Genomic DNA, 12,623 nt, shown 5'->3' with positions numbered 1-12,623 from the left:
CTTCCATGACGAATATTTGGCTAGAGGGCTCATTAACAGCATTAATTACCCCTATGAATCTTGATGGTTCACTGGATGTGAAAGCATTTGAGAAATTTGTTGATTGGCAAATTCAAGAAGGCACCTCTGCATTAGTACCCGTTGGCACAACAGGGGAAAGCCCAACATTATCTCATGAAGAACATAAAAAAATTGTTGAAATAGCAGTTAAGGTTTCCGGAGGACGCGTTCCAGTCTTGGCTGGTGCTGGATCAAATTGTACCGATGAAGCCATAGAAATGGCTAAGTTCGCTAAAGAAATCGGAGCAAATGCGGCGTTGGTGGTAACCCCTTATTATAATAAACCAACTCAAGAAGGGTTGTTCTTACACTATACTGCCATTGCGAACGAAGCTGAATTTCCAATTTATATTTATAATATTCCTGGACGTTCGGTCATTGATATGTCCGTTGAAACAATGGCTCGTTTAGCCGAAAATCCTTATATTGTGGGTGTAAAAGATGCAACAGCAAATTTAGTTCGTCCTATTCAAGAACGCAGAGCCATTAAAAAACGTTTTAACTTGCTTTCTGGTGAAGATGGAACAGCTGTTTCTTATTTAGCTGCAGGTGGTAATGGATGTATTAGTGTCACTGCAAACGTAGCACCTAAACTCTGCGCAGAAATGCACAAAGCATGGAAAAATGGTAATGTGAGTGAAGCAATTGCACTGCAAGATCTTTTATCTGTTCTTCATGATGCAATGTTCTGTGAAAGCAATCCTGCACCTGTAAAATATGCAGCATCAGTATTGGGATTAACAAACGAAACTTGTCGTCTTCCATTAGCTCCTATTACAGAAGCTTCTCGGGGAAAAGTAAACAAAGCTTTGAAGACCGTTGGATTAATAGGTTAAATGAATGGCTGAGAAGAAAAAGAATAACTTAATTTCTTTTGGAAATGTCGCTAAAAACCGCAAAGCTACGTTCAATTATTCGATTATCGAAAAAATTGAAGCGGGCATTATGCTTAAAGGGCCAGAAGTTAAAAGCTTACGACATGGCAGAGCAACCATTAACGAATCCTTTGCGGGTGAGAGAGATGGTGAAATATGGCTGTTTAATAGCTATATCCCTGAATATCAAGGAGGCGTTTTTTCAAAGTTTGATCCCCTAGCTCCTCGCAAATTATTATTGCATCAAAAACAAATTAATAAATTACTAGGTAGTATTACCAGAGAAGGGATGACATTGGTTCCATTAGATATTTTCTTTAATTCCAGAGGAATTGCAAAAGTATCTTTGGGTCTGGGTCAAGGTAAAAAGAAAACAGATAAACGCCAAGCCATTGCCGATCGTGATTGGAAAAGAGACAAAGCAAGACTATTGAGAAATAAAAACTAATTTCTCTAAGAAAATTTTGACAAAAATCAAATAAAGTTTCATCATAAATCAGAGATCATAATGAAGAGAAAATTGAGAGTTTAGCTTGTTTATTATACATATATTAAACAAGTTTAGACTCTTCAATAATTTTCTGTAATTAAGCATACTCGAGATATTATAGATTTTTCTAGTAAGGTTTTTGTGAATGGCAGATTCAGTATTAATTATTAATGCAGGTTCATCTAGTCTTAAATTCTCTCTGTATCGTGAAAATACAGATAAAGAATTTGTAAGTAGTGCTAATGGGTTATTAGAAGGAATAGGAACCAAACCCCATCTTATAATAAAAAATGATAACAAAGAGATCATCTTTGAAAAGAATTGGACAGATCCTGAATTATTTAAACCTTCTGCCAGAGATAAACTTTTTGATGAAACAATTGAATGGTTATTTCATCATCTTGGTAATGATACAATTATTGGCATCGGCCATCGCTTTGTGCATGGCGGAGCAAAATATTCTGCACCCGCTTTAGCAAATGACAGCGTGTATGAAGATTTAAAAGCGTTAACTCCTTTTGTTCCACTGCATCAACCTGGAAGCCTATCTCCATTACGTGTCATGTTGAACAAAAACCCTGAGATACCCCAGGTTGCTTGTTTCGATACTGCCTTTCATGCCACAATGCCTGATTATGCAAAGCGCTTTGCATTACCAAGGAAATATTTTGATGATGGGGTAAGGCGTTACGGTTTTCATGGACTATCGTATCAATATATCGTTCATTATTTACAGGAAACAAATTCACCTTTGGCAACTGGTAAAGTCATTGTTGCCCATCTAGGAAATGGTGCCAGCGTCACAGCTATTAAAAATGGTAAATGTGTCGATACCTCTATGAGTTTTACACCTCTTGATGGCTTGGTGATGGGAACACGCTGCGGAAAAATGGATGCGGCGATTATTTTATATATGTTGCAAGAAGAAAAACTTTCTCCTGATGAAATCCAAGATTTAATTTGGAAAAAGTCAGGTTTATTAGGTGTTTCAGAGCTTTCCAGCGACATGCGCGATATCATTCATGAAATTAAAACAAACGGTGCTAAATCAGAATATGCCCAACAAGCTCTAGATTTATTCACTTATCGACTAGTTGGCGAAATCGGTCGACTAATTGCTTCTTTAAAAGGGGTCGATGGGATTATTTTTACAGCTGGTATTGGTGAACATTCACCTTCTTTACGATACGAAGTTTGTAAAACTTTGAATTGGTTGGGCGTAAGCATCGATGACGAGGCTAACCAATCTGGTGCTGTAACTATCAGCAAGCCAGAAAGTAAGATTTTAATACAAACAATTCCAACAAACGAAGAATATATAATGCTGAAAGAGGTTTTAAAATTTACTAATAAATAGAGATTTTTATTTAGTAATTATATCTCACTATATCCAAAAGAATTAAAACATTAAGTAAATAGGTGGCATGTTGCTGCTTATTTATTTGATAAATAAATTAATGTAATGAAAAACCCTCGGTTGAGAAGAACATTAAAATTAGAACTTATATCGATCCACTGATCGGCATTGTGGTTATCATTTTAAGACCATTTATGAGTATGGTTGAAGTTCAATTTAAATTAGAAAAAAGAAAATTTCTTTTCTTTCTAATTTCAGAATGATAGCTTTTTACATTCAATTCTTATATTAGGTTCCACTCTATGACTACAAATATTCTGAACATCTGTAGTGCAAAATTGTATAGAATTCGTATATAGATCTTTTAACATTGCAATATTAATATCTTGTTGTGTATCTGAGTCACTTGGTGTTCTTTTAATTTGTTCTTTCAAAGCTCGTAATTTTTTTAAACTATCCATACATGTTTTACTGATTATATCCGGTTTAGAATTTAGAACTTTAAACAAGATTTGCAAATGACTATCCAAAAGAAAAACTGCTTTTTTATCGTTCGTTTGAGCAAAAACAGGGCTTGTTACAATAAAAGAACATAAAAACAGATTAAGCCAAATTCTTTTTCGCATTATTCGTATCCTTATTATATTATTAATTTCGATATAAGAATTAAAATTGGATATTATAAGATGTTAATTATCCAATTTTTGATATCAATAAATAATTGTTATTTTATATTAACTTAAACCATTTTTTTTATTTTTATACAATTCATTCTATCATTATCCTTTTGTCATACACAGGTTATTCCTCAAGCTTATCCCCCAATATGTGGATAACTTTTATTAACACTCATTGTTTATAAAAAATATAAATGAACAAAAAAAAATTATTGAAAAAAGAATTATATGCTATCTTAACTTGTTATCAAATTTTGATTTGTAGTGGAGTATAAAATGTCTATGAATAATAAAAAAACTGTTCTTTTAGGAATTAAAACCTCATTACTTGGTTCACTGTTTTTGCTTGCTGCATGCACAGGGACAGCAGGAACCCCTGTGCCTCCTGGCACAGAATCAAAAGCAGGATATGGAAGTGCTTGTAAAGCGGGAACTTATTCTTGTAATACGCCTTATCCTGTGCCGTTGGGTTCACCTTGCAGCTGCCCTGGTCTTGGTGCAGCTTCTTATGGCAATGTTCACGCAAAATAATCTATTGGATTTATGAATAATTTACTTCGTTTTATAATCAGAGCACAATAAATTGCCTATGGATTTATTTGGCTCTGAAAATGCTTTTGATAAAAAGCCGTCATCCGTTACAACCTCAGCCAAGGATCATTCCCCCTTAGCTGATGTTCTGCGACCAAAAACACTTGAAGAAGTTATTGGACAAGATCATTTAATAGGAGCAGATGGGATTTTAACGAACATGTTAACCCATCGGTCCTTGTCCAGTTTAATTTTGTGGGGAAATCCTGGAACTGGAAAAACGACAATTGCACGAATCCTAGCCCAAGAAACAAACCTACATTTTATTCAAATTTCTGCTATTTTTTCAGGCGTAAGCGATCTTAAAAAGGCATTCGATGAGGCGTTAAGATTTCGTAATCACTCAGGGCGCAGCACTTTATTATTCGTCGATGAAATTCATCGTTTTAATCGGGCTCAACAGGATGGTTTTTTACCCGTTGTCGAAGATGGCAGCATTATCTTGATTGGCGCAACTACTGAAAATCCATCATTTACACTTAATAGTGCGCTTTTATCAAGATGTCAGGTTCTCGTTTTAAAGCGTTTAAATGAAATTGCATTAAACCTATTATTGACACGGGCAGAACAACAATTACACCAAACACTTCCATTGTCTGAAAATGCACGTACAGATTTGATCTCTATGGCTGATGGTGATGGACGATATTTATTAAATATGGTTGAACAAATTACTTTACACGCCACGAATTCCATTTTAGATAGTAAAGACCTGACACGCATTTTAAGCCGCAGAGCCAGTTTATATGACCGCAATCGTGATGGGCATTACAATTTAATTTCAGCATTGCATAAGTCTTTACGAGGTTCTGATCCTGACGCTGCTTTATATTGGTTTGCACGTATGCTTGAAGGCGGTGAAGACCCAAGATACATTGCCCGCCGATTAACCCGTTTTGCAGCTGAAGATGTTGGCCTGGCATCACCAAACGCGTTGACCCTTGCAATTGCTGCATGGGAAACTTATGAACGGCTTGGATCACCAGAAGGAGAGGTTGCTTTGGCTGAACTTGTTGTATACTTAGCCACAGCACCAAAATCCAATGCCGTATACAAGGCTTATAATGAGGCAAGAGCAGTTGCAAAAAAAACAGGGAGTTTCATGCCGCCAGCACATATCCTAAATGCTCCGACAGCAATGATGAAAGATCTGGGGTATGGCAAAGGATATGAATACGATCATAACACAGAGGAAGGTTTTTCTGGTCAAAATTACTTTCCCGACGAAATGCAAACTCAACGATTTTACACACCGACCAATCGTGGCGTAGAAGAAACTATTGCCCAACGACTATCCCATTGGAATCAACTAAGAAAAAAGCGTTCTGTATGAAAATTTTACATATTTCAATTTTAAAAGAAGACGGCGATGTTAGACTGGATCGTTGGATTAAACGACAAAATCCTAATATTACCCAAGGCATAATCCAAAAATTGTGTCGTACAGGACAAATTCGTGTCGATGGGAAAAGAGTTCAAGCCGCAACACACTTAAAGGAAGGTGAGATTGTTCGCTTCCCTATGGTAGAGATCGACCATGAGAAAGCAAAGCAACCTCAACAAATTGATCCTAAACTAGCCAAACAATTAAAAGAATGGATCATTTATCAAGATGATGATTTATTCGTTATTAATAAACCCTCTGGTATTGCAGTACAAGGGGGCAGTAATGTCACAAATCACATTGATGGGATATTAGAAGCCTTACAATTTGATAGTAAATATCGTCCATCATTAGTGCATCGTCTTGATAAAGACACATCTGGATTATTATTAATTGCACGTCATCCTGCTGCTGCGGCCAAACTTGCTGCTGCGTTCAGAAGCAGAGATATGAAAAAAATCTATTGGGCGATTACGACCCGTCGTCCATCCCCCCTGAGCGGACGGATCGATTTACCATTGTTGAAAGTCGAATATCAGAATGGCTCTCATATCGAGGCAGCTGATGCTAAGAATAAAGAGGCTCAACGTGCGATCACAGAATATGAAGTCAAAGATTTTGCGGCCAGAAAACTTGCTTTGGTTGAATTATATCCTTTAACAGGACGTATGCATCAGCTTCGCGTCCATTGTGCTGAAATGAAGGCGCCTATCTTAGGTGACAAAAAATATAACAAAGAAATGCCTTATATGGATGGTTTTTCCCAAAAACTACATCTTCATGCTCGTCAACTTGATATGCCTCATCCATCAGGAGGACGGTTACTGGTAGAGGCCCCTTTGCCTCAACATATGAAAGAAACTTTTGAACATCTAGGTTTTGTTGTTCCAAGTGAAAAATCGGCGGTACGGACTAAAAAATGAGTAAAAAAAAGGTTATTCTAGGTAGTTTTGGTGTGTTAGCTTGCCTTGTTGGGGGAAGTCTATTTGCTGTAAATCATTTTGTTGATCGTAAGATGATTTTAGATCAGCTTTACAGTAATATAGAAAAACAAACAGGCCGAAAGTTAGCACTACAAAACCTAGATATCCATTTTTTTCCTTGGCCTGAAATTCATGCTTCTAATATTACGTTATCAAATATGCCTGGGGGTAAAAACCCTCATTTTATCACAGCAGAAAATCTCGAAGCAGATTTGAATTTATGGTCATTATGGCAAAGAACGATCCATTTCAAATCAATTAAACTATCCAACGTCCAAATCCATTTAGAGCGTAATGCTCAAGGTCAAAAGAATTGGGATCTTCAACCCAACGAAACAATAAAAAAAACAAATCAACCTACGGCACAACACGTCACTCACCGTAAATGGGGGTGGCAATTTAATAATGTTAAACTAGAGAATGTGGAATGTTGGTATGATGATGCGCTTAATAAAAAAAATGCGCATCTATTCTTCGAACAAGCTGAATTAAATCAACTTGAAACAGATAAAGTTAGGTTTAATATCAACGGTTCTCATCATCGTGCAAAATTCACAATTGCAGGTCGGATTAGCCATTTAACTGAATTACTTGAAAATGATGACACGATCACACCCCCTGCTAAATTCCAAGTCAACTTAACCGAATATGTTCGTAATCAGAATATTGGAAATTTACGTATTAGCGGAACTTTAAAAAGCCTCGTTAAAGCCAAAGGGTACGATATTATTGTTCGTGGAACGATTTTGAATCTTAATGATTTAAACCATCTTTTCCCTCATGCGCATCTTCCTTCGATTGAGAATATTACATTAAACACTTCGTTTAGAGACATCTCGAATGCGAATGATCCTCAAGGTAAACCCCAAATTGATCTTTTACAGCTTCACACGGGTAAGGTTAATGCGGCAATTTTTCCTGATGATTTTCAGTTAATTAGTACAGAGATCGTTGCGAATGATTTGAACGCCGATGTAAATACCCAGATTGTTGGGCAATTATATGGAAAAATGTTTCGCTGGTCTGGAAATATTGGCCAATTAAAAACTCTACAAGATAATATCTTGTTTAAAACAGATGGAAATCTTCCTATTTCCGGAAAATTATCTTCAGCTAATTACAATCTAAAACTAGACGGTACAATAGGGGGAAAAGATCCTTCTTTGTCTACCGAATTGAGCTTATTAAACTATAATAAATATTTTAATAATTTCGGAAATCTGAATGCTCAAAATATTCTATATTCTGGGAAGTTAATTGCTTCTTTCCCTTTAACTTTGGCGTCTCTTGAAAATATTAACAAAAATTTTATACTTAATAATATTATTATAAACGGTAAATTATTCAGTAATAATATAAAAATAGATCAAAATAATTTTAATAATTTTTCAAGTAATTTAGACTGGAAAAATAGAGAACTTTCTCTTACTCAATTACAATTAGCAAATAAGCAAAGCAATTTTAAAGGGGACGTTCATTATTCCCTAAAACAAGCAACGCCAGAGTTAGATGTTAGAATAGTTTCTTCATCCTTTCCAATGAAATGGATAGAAGATTATTTTTCCGTTGCGAATATTTATACAGGGCAAATAACAGTCTTAGGAAGTTTAACAGCCACAGGTAATAATTGGCAGGAATGGCAAAAAACACTCACTGGGAAAATTGGTTTATTTGGAACTGACGGTATATTAGAAGCAGAAGGGCTTAAACATTATATTGGTCAAGCTGCGGCAACATTGCCATTAAAAAAGTCTTTATCAACGCAATGTATCGCCTTAAGAACTCAAATTAATCCAAATGATTTATTTTTTGATACCATAACAGTACAAACTAATCAGTTTGCACTTAATGGACAGGGGACTTTTGATATCCCTGAACAAAAAATGAACCTTCATTTCATTCCCGATATAAGGTTAGGAGCAATCAGTGCCTCTGCACCGATACGCATTGGTGGAACATTATCAAAACCTTATACGACTTTTGATATGAATAAAAAGAGAGTTTTCTCTTTGAACATCAATGCTCTTAATCAATCACAACCAGCAACCAATTATTGTCAAGGTGCTATTGAGAAGGCCAAAAACCCTTTGGGTGTTTTGCAAAAGAAATAATAAAAAAAGGATCGTAAAGAATTATGGCTGCGGTTTCAAAACTACGTCGCTTTTGGAAGTCTGTGAATATTACTCATAATGATAAAGGCTATCAAATCTTGTTGGATGAGCGTCCTGTAAAGCTCCCTCAGAAAACAGAGCTCTACGTCCAAAGCCCTTTGTTAGCAGAGAAAATAGCTGACGAGTGGAAAAATATTAGCAGTCAAAAAGAAGATTATTTTTCTTTTAATGATCTGCCTATGACACAAATTACAGCAACAATGATCGAAAAAATATCACCTACACATGATATTTACATTGATGCTTTACTTCCTTATTTGAACGGTGATCTATTGTGTTATTTTGCTGACCAACCTAAAAAATTAGTTATCCAACAACAAGAAAAGTGGATTCCACTAATTCATTGGATTGAAAAAACTTTTCAAACAAAGCTCAAAACGACCCAAGGCATTATGCCTATTGTTCAAGAACCAAAAGTAACAAACTTATTCAAAAGTTACTTATCCAATTTAGATTCAGTAGAATTGACTTATTTTGCAATTATTGTTCCTTTGCTAGGAAGTATGATTTTAAGCATTGCTCTTAAAAATGAAAGAATTACAGTTCAAGAAGCATTCAATTTGGCTTATTTAGATGAAATCATTCAAGCAGAAATATGGGGGCATGACACAGAACAACAAGCAAAACTGGATAAGATTCAAATAGATATTCAGGATGCATATAATTTTTATTGTTTTGCTCATAACGTATAATAAAAATATTTAACTAAGTTTGTTTTTTTTATATAATAATTGTATTTCCGATATTTTGGAAAAAAATTAAAAAAGAAAAGAAACAAAATGTTATCAAATAATACTCAACAATATGAATCTGAACTGCAACAAGCTAATCAAAAAATGAGAAATCATATATTATTTAGCAGTATTAAAACAATTGAAGATCTTCGCTATTTTATGAAATATCATGTTTTTGCCGTTTGGGATTTTATGAGCCTAGCAAAACGACTTCAACAAGAATTCACTTGCACCACGCTTCCTTGGACACCAAGACATAATAACAAGGCAGCAAGAGCAATGAATGACATTATTCTTGGCGAAGAAACTGATGTTAATCTTGACGGATCACATGCATCTCATTATGAAATGTATTTAAATGCCATGGAAGATGTCAACAGCGACCCACTACCAATTCAAACCATGGTCAACGAATTCGAGCATAACACCAATATCGAATTCAAAGCGATTGTGAATAAACAAAATATTCCAACTTATGTTAAAGATTTTGTCATTCATAATCTCGATACAGCAATCAATGGCAGCCTGCACGAAGTATTAGGTTCTTTTTTCTATGGTAGGGAAGATGCTATCCCAGAAATGTTTAGTAATCTTTTAAAAGAATGGGGATTAAAAGAATCCGACTATCCTAAATTTGTTTATTATTTGGTTAGACATATTGAGCTTGATGGTGATTCACATGGTCCAGCCGTTCACAGTATCATCTCAAATTTAAAAGACAGTCCCGATAAATATATTGCTTTACTAAAAAGTGCCATCGCAGCGGTAGAGCATAGAATTAAATTATGGGATGGAATCCACAGAGATATCAGTTCAGGTATTTCTAAGAACTAACAAGATCTTATTCAAAGAGCTAGTAAAATTATAAATCTTACTAGCTTTATACTATTTTATTCGGGCAATAAAATACTTGTCATTGCTTGGCAAGCAATCCCTTCTTCACGCCCTGTAAAGCCTAGTTTTTCTGTTGTTGTTGCTTTAACAGAAACACGAGCAACATCAATTTGCAAGAGTCCTGCAATTTTCTTACGCATCTGTTCAATATGAGGTCGCATCTTTGGTCGCTCACAGATCAATGTCAGGTCAATATTAATGATCTTGCCACCGCGTTGACGAACCCGTTCCACTGCATGGATCAAGAATTGCTTACTATCTGCGTTTTTCCATTGATTATCAGAAGGCGGAAAATGCGCACCAATATCACCTTCAGCTAATGCGCCATAAATCGCATCACATAAAGCATGCAGCCCAACATCTGCATCTGAATGACCTGCTAATCCCAATTCATGCGGCACTTCAATACCACATAAATAGAGAGGACGATCTTTTTCAAAGGCATGAACATCGAACCCAGAACCTATTCTAGGCAGCATCATATTGCTCATTAAACATTCCAATCTTTTTAAATCTTCTTGATAGGTAAGCTTGATATTATTCTCATCCCCTTGAACCAAAGCAACTTTTAAACCAACATCTTCAAATAAAGCAGCATCATCGGTTGCACTTGAACCAGCAGCTTTTCTATGAACCTCTAAAAATGGTTTAAAATGAAATCCTTGAGGCGTTTGTGCTCTGAATAAACCGTCTCTAGAAACTGTTTCTTCAATAATATTATCTTTATTACGCTTCAGCGTTTCCGCAACAGGAATAGCAGGAATAGCCGCTGGATAGTCTTCTAATGCGTCAACAACGCGATGGATAATTTCAGCAGAGATATTCGGTCTTGCACCATCATGAACCAAAACAATATCAGGCTGTTGATCTTCTGGTAAAGAGGATAATGCTTCTAATCCTGCTCTGACGCTATCTTGGCGCTCTTTACCACCATGTATAGGCGACAGTATTTTTTTACTGTCCAAAGGAAGTAAAATAGAATTTAATGTATCAGGATCACCAACAGGTTGAATATAGTCTACATGCGGCAAGAATGCTTTAACAGCGTGATAAATCACAGGATGCCCCAATAATTGTATATATTGTTTTGGAACAACTCCATCTTTACTGAAACGTTTTCCGACACCAGCAGCAGGGATAATAAGAGCAATACGCATAATTATTTAAAAATCCAACTTATTGAGGGTTTCATTAAATGTTATTATTTAATAATACGCTTTTATTCAAGATTGAATAATAAAAGCTTTATGATAATGTTGCTGAAAAATTGTGAAGAAAGCAAAAGAACGTGACCATTTTATCTGATACTATTCCAACATTAAAGCCAATTTATCTTGATAAAGATAAAGTTATCGATGTACCTATTATTCTTGCCCCAATGGCTGGGGTAACGGATTATCCTTTTCGAAAATTGGTCAAAGAATTTGGGGCAGGGCTGGTTGTATCTGAAATGATCGCCTCTTGGGCAATGATTCGAGAAAATAAAACTACGTTACAAATGGCTGAACCACTTACCGAAGGACTCAATTCAACCCAACTGGCAGGGTCTGATCCAGTTGCGATGGCAGAAGCCGCTAGAATAGCCGTTGGGCATGGAGCCAATGTGATCGATATCAATTTTGGTTGCCCAGTTAAAAAAGTTGCAGTTGGTCAACAAGCGGGTTCTGCATTAATGCAAGATGAAGAAAAAGCCGCTACAATTCTGGAAGCTGTCGTTAAAGCCGTTAATGTTCCTGTAACGTTAAAAATGCGTATGGGATGGGATCAATATTCATTAAATGCACCGGATCTTGCAAAGACTGCTGAGAACTGTGGAATTAAGATGGTGACCATTCATGGTCGCACTCGTCAACAACTTTATCGTGGATCAGCGGATTGGGCATTTATTCGTCAAGTTAAAGATGCTGTTTCTATTCCCGTCATTGTTAATGGGGATATTATTGATATTGAAACCGCAACCACAGCTTTACAGCTCTCTGGTGCTGATGGATTAATGGTGGGCAGGGGATGTTATGGAAAGCCTTGGTTCCTCGCACAATTAAAGCATTATTTTACACATCATACTCTTTTAGACGATCCACCATTAATTGAACAAAAAGAGATTTTATTAAAACACTATCAAAGTATGTTGGATTACTATGGTGAGCGTTCTGGAATCAGATTATCTCGTAAGCATATTTCTTGGTATTCAGCCGGATTACATGGTTCTGCAGGATTCAGAGCCTCTATTAATCAAATGGATAATGCTGCTGATGTCATCGCTGCTATTAAAAGTTTTTATGACCAAAATATTCAACATCAGCAAGAATCATTGCTGCAATAAAAAAAATTAAAAGTTTACAGATATAAAATCAAGGTTTCGAAATTAATTTGTTATGAAAATAAAATGACCAATAAATAACACAAC

General features: G+C 35.8%; 12 protein-coding genes. 10 read left to right on the top strand and 2 right to left on the bottom strand.

Annotated elements, in window-relative coordinates; all coding sequences use genetic code 11:
- The first annotated feature begins 5 nt into the window (after nt 1-5).
- The 3 genes from dapA to PQG52_RS03875 all read left to right on the top strand — a co-directional run bounded on the left by dapA (nt 6) and on the right by PQG52_RS03875 (nt 2,782).
- Nucleotides 6-896: a 4-hydroxy-tetrahydrodipicolinate synthase gene (gene dapA / locus PQG52_RS03885; protein WP_271828005.1), complete on the top strand. Its 891-nt coding sequence runs from the start codon at nt 6-8 to the stop codon at nt 894-896.
- A gap of 4 nt (nt 897-900) precedes the next feature.
- Nucleotides 901-1,383, top strand: a complete 483-nt coding sequence (gene smpB / locus PQG52_RS03880; protein WP_271828004.1) for an SsrA-binding protein SmpB — start codon at nt 901-903, stop codon at nt 1,381-1,383.
- Between the two features lie 187 nt (nt 1,384-1,570).
- Nucleotides 1,571-2,782: an acetate/propionate family kinase gene (locus tag PQG52_RS03875; protein ID WP_271828003.1), complete on the top strand. Its 1,212-nt coding sequence runs from the start codon at nt 1,571-1,573 to the stop codon at nt 2,780-2,782.
- Between the two features lie 254 nt (nt 2,783-3,036).
- Here the strand turns inward: PQG52_RS03875 and PQG52_RS03870 are convergent, their stop codons facing one another.
- Nucleotides 3,037-3,408, bottom strand: a complete 372-nt coding sequence (locus PQG52_RS03870; RefSeq protein ID WP_271828002.1) for a hypothetical protein — start codon at nt 3,406-3,408, stop codon at nt 3,037-3,039.
- Nucleotides 3,409-3,735: 327 nt separating this feature from the next.
- On the opposite strand from PQG52_RS03870, the gene PQG52_RS03865 reads away from it, so the two are divergent.
- The 6 genes from PQG52_RS03865 to PQG52_RS03840 all read left to right on the top strand — a co-directional run bounded on the left by PQG52_RS03865 (nt 3,736) and on the right by PQG52_RS03840 (nt 10,156).
- Entirely contained in the window at nt 3,736-3,990 is a 255-nt protein-coding gene (locus tag PQG52_RS03865; protein WP_271788771.1) for a hypothetical protein, read from the top strand.
- Between the two features lie 58 nt (nt 3,991-4,048).
- A complete protein-coding gene (locus PQG52_RS03860) occupies nt 4,049-5,383 on the top strand; it encodes a replication-associated recombination protein A (protein ID WP_271828179.1) in 1,335 nt (444 codons plus the stop codon).
- Nucleotides 5,380-6,357 (top strand): RluA family pseudouridine synthase, encoded by a 978-nt coding sequence (locus PQG52_RS03855; protein WP_271828001.1) that lies wholly within the window; start codon nt 5,380-5,382, stop codon nt 6,355-6,357. Before PQG52_RS03860 ends, PQG52_RS03855 begins: the two co-directional genes overlap by 4 nt.
- On the top strand, nt 6,354-8,528 hold the full coding sequence (locus PQG52_RS03850) for an AsmA family protein (protein ID WP_271827999.1): 2,175 nt from the start codon (nt 6,354-6,356) through the stop codon (nt 8,526-8,528). The genes PQG52_RS03855 and PQG52_RS03850 overlap by 4 nt, the downstream gene beginning before the upstream one ends.
- A 23-nt stretch (nt 8,529-8,551) precedes the next feature.
- On the top strand, nt 8,552-9,280 hold the full coding sequence (locus tag PQG52_RS03845) for an ATP12 family protein (protein WP_271827998.1): 729 nt from the start codon (nt 8,552-8,554) through the stop codon (nt 9,278-9,280).
- Nucleotides 9,281-9,367: 87 nt separating this feature from the next.
- The gene (locus PQG52_RS03840; RefSeq protein ID WP_340222228.1) at nt 9,368-10,156 is read left to right on the top strand and encodes a DUF3050 domain-containing protein; all 789 of its coding nucleotides are present in this window, start codon (nt 9,368-9,370) and stop codon (nt 10,154-10,156) included.
- A gap of 56 nt (nt 10,157-10,212) precedes the next feature.
- On the opposite strand, the gene PQG52_RS03835 is transcribed toward PQG52_RS03840, so the two are convergent.
- Nucleotides 10,213-11,373, bottom strand: a complete 1,161-nt coding sequence (locus PQG52_RS03835; RefSeq protein WP_271827996.1) for a bifunctional 2-C-methyl-D-erythritol 4-phosphate cytidylyltransferase/2-C-methyl-D-erythritol 2,4-cyclodiphosphate synthase — start codon at nt 11,371-11,373, stop codon at nt 10,213-10,215.
- A gap of 131 nt (nt 11,374-11,504) precedes the next feature.
- Here PQG52_RS03835 and dusB point away from each other — a divergent pair, with 131 nt between their 5' ends.
- Complete coding sequence (gene dusB / locus PQG52_RS03830) at nt 11,505-12,539, top strand: tRNA dihydrouridine synthase DusB (protein WP_271827994.1); 1,035 nt, start codon at nt 11,505-11,507, stop codon at nt 12,537-12,539.
- The last annotated feature ends 84 nt before the right edge of the window (nt 12,540-12,623 follow it).

The sequence above is a fragment of the Commensalibacter communis genome (assembly GCF_947179105.1).
Taxonomy (GTDB): domain Bacteria; phylum Pseudomonadota; class Alphaproteobacteria; order Acetobacterales; family Acetobacteraceae; genus Commensalibacter; species Commensalibacter communis.
This window is presented reverse-complemented; position numbering and strand designations above follow the sequence as displayed.

Coding starts and splice junctions, on each gene's coding strand:
- dapA (WP_271828005.1), top strand. CDS start 6: ATGACGAATATTTGGCTAGAGGGCTCATTAACAGCATTAATTACCCCT.
- smpB (WP_271828004.1), top strand. CDS start 901: ATGGCTGAGAAGAAAAAGAATAACTTAATTTCTTTTGGAAATGTCGCT.
- PQG52_RS03870 (WP_271828002.1), bottom strand. CDS start 3,408: ATGCGAAAAAGAATTTGGCTTAATCTGTTTTTATGTTCTTTTATTGTA.
- PQG52_RS03875 (WP_271828003.1), top strand. CDS start 1,571: ATGGCAGATTCAGTATTAATTATTAATGCAGGTTCATCTAGTCTTAAA.
- PQG52_RS03835 (WP_271827996.1), bottom strand. CDS start 11,373: ATGCGTATTGCTCTTATTATCCCTGCTGCTGGTGTCGGAAAACGTTTC.
- PQG52_RS03860 (WP_271828179.1), top strand. CDS start 4,049: ATGGATTTATTTGGCTCTGAAAATGCTTTTGATAAAAAGCCGTCATCC.
- PQG52_RS03865 (WP_271788771.1), top strand. CDS start 3,736: ATGTCTATGAATAATAAAAAAACTGTTCTTTTAGGAATTAAAACCTCA.
- PQG52_RS03840 (WP_340222228.1), top strand. CDS start 9,368: ATGTTATCAAATAATACTCAACAATATGAATCTGAACTGCAACAAGCT.
- PQG52_RS03855 (WP_271828001.1), top strand. CDS start 5,380: ATGAAAATTTTACATATTTCAATTTTAAAAGAAGACGGCGATGTTAGA.
- PQG52_RS03850 (WP_271827999.1), top strand. CDS start 6,354: ATGAGTAAAAAAAAGGTTATTCTAGGTAGTTTTGGTGTGTTAGCTTGC.
- PQG52_RS03845 (WP_271827998.1), top strand. CDS start 8,552: ATGGCTGCGGTTTCAAAACTACGTCGCTTTTGGAAGTCTGTGAATATT.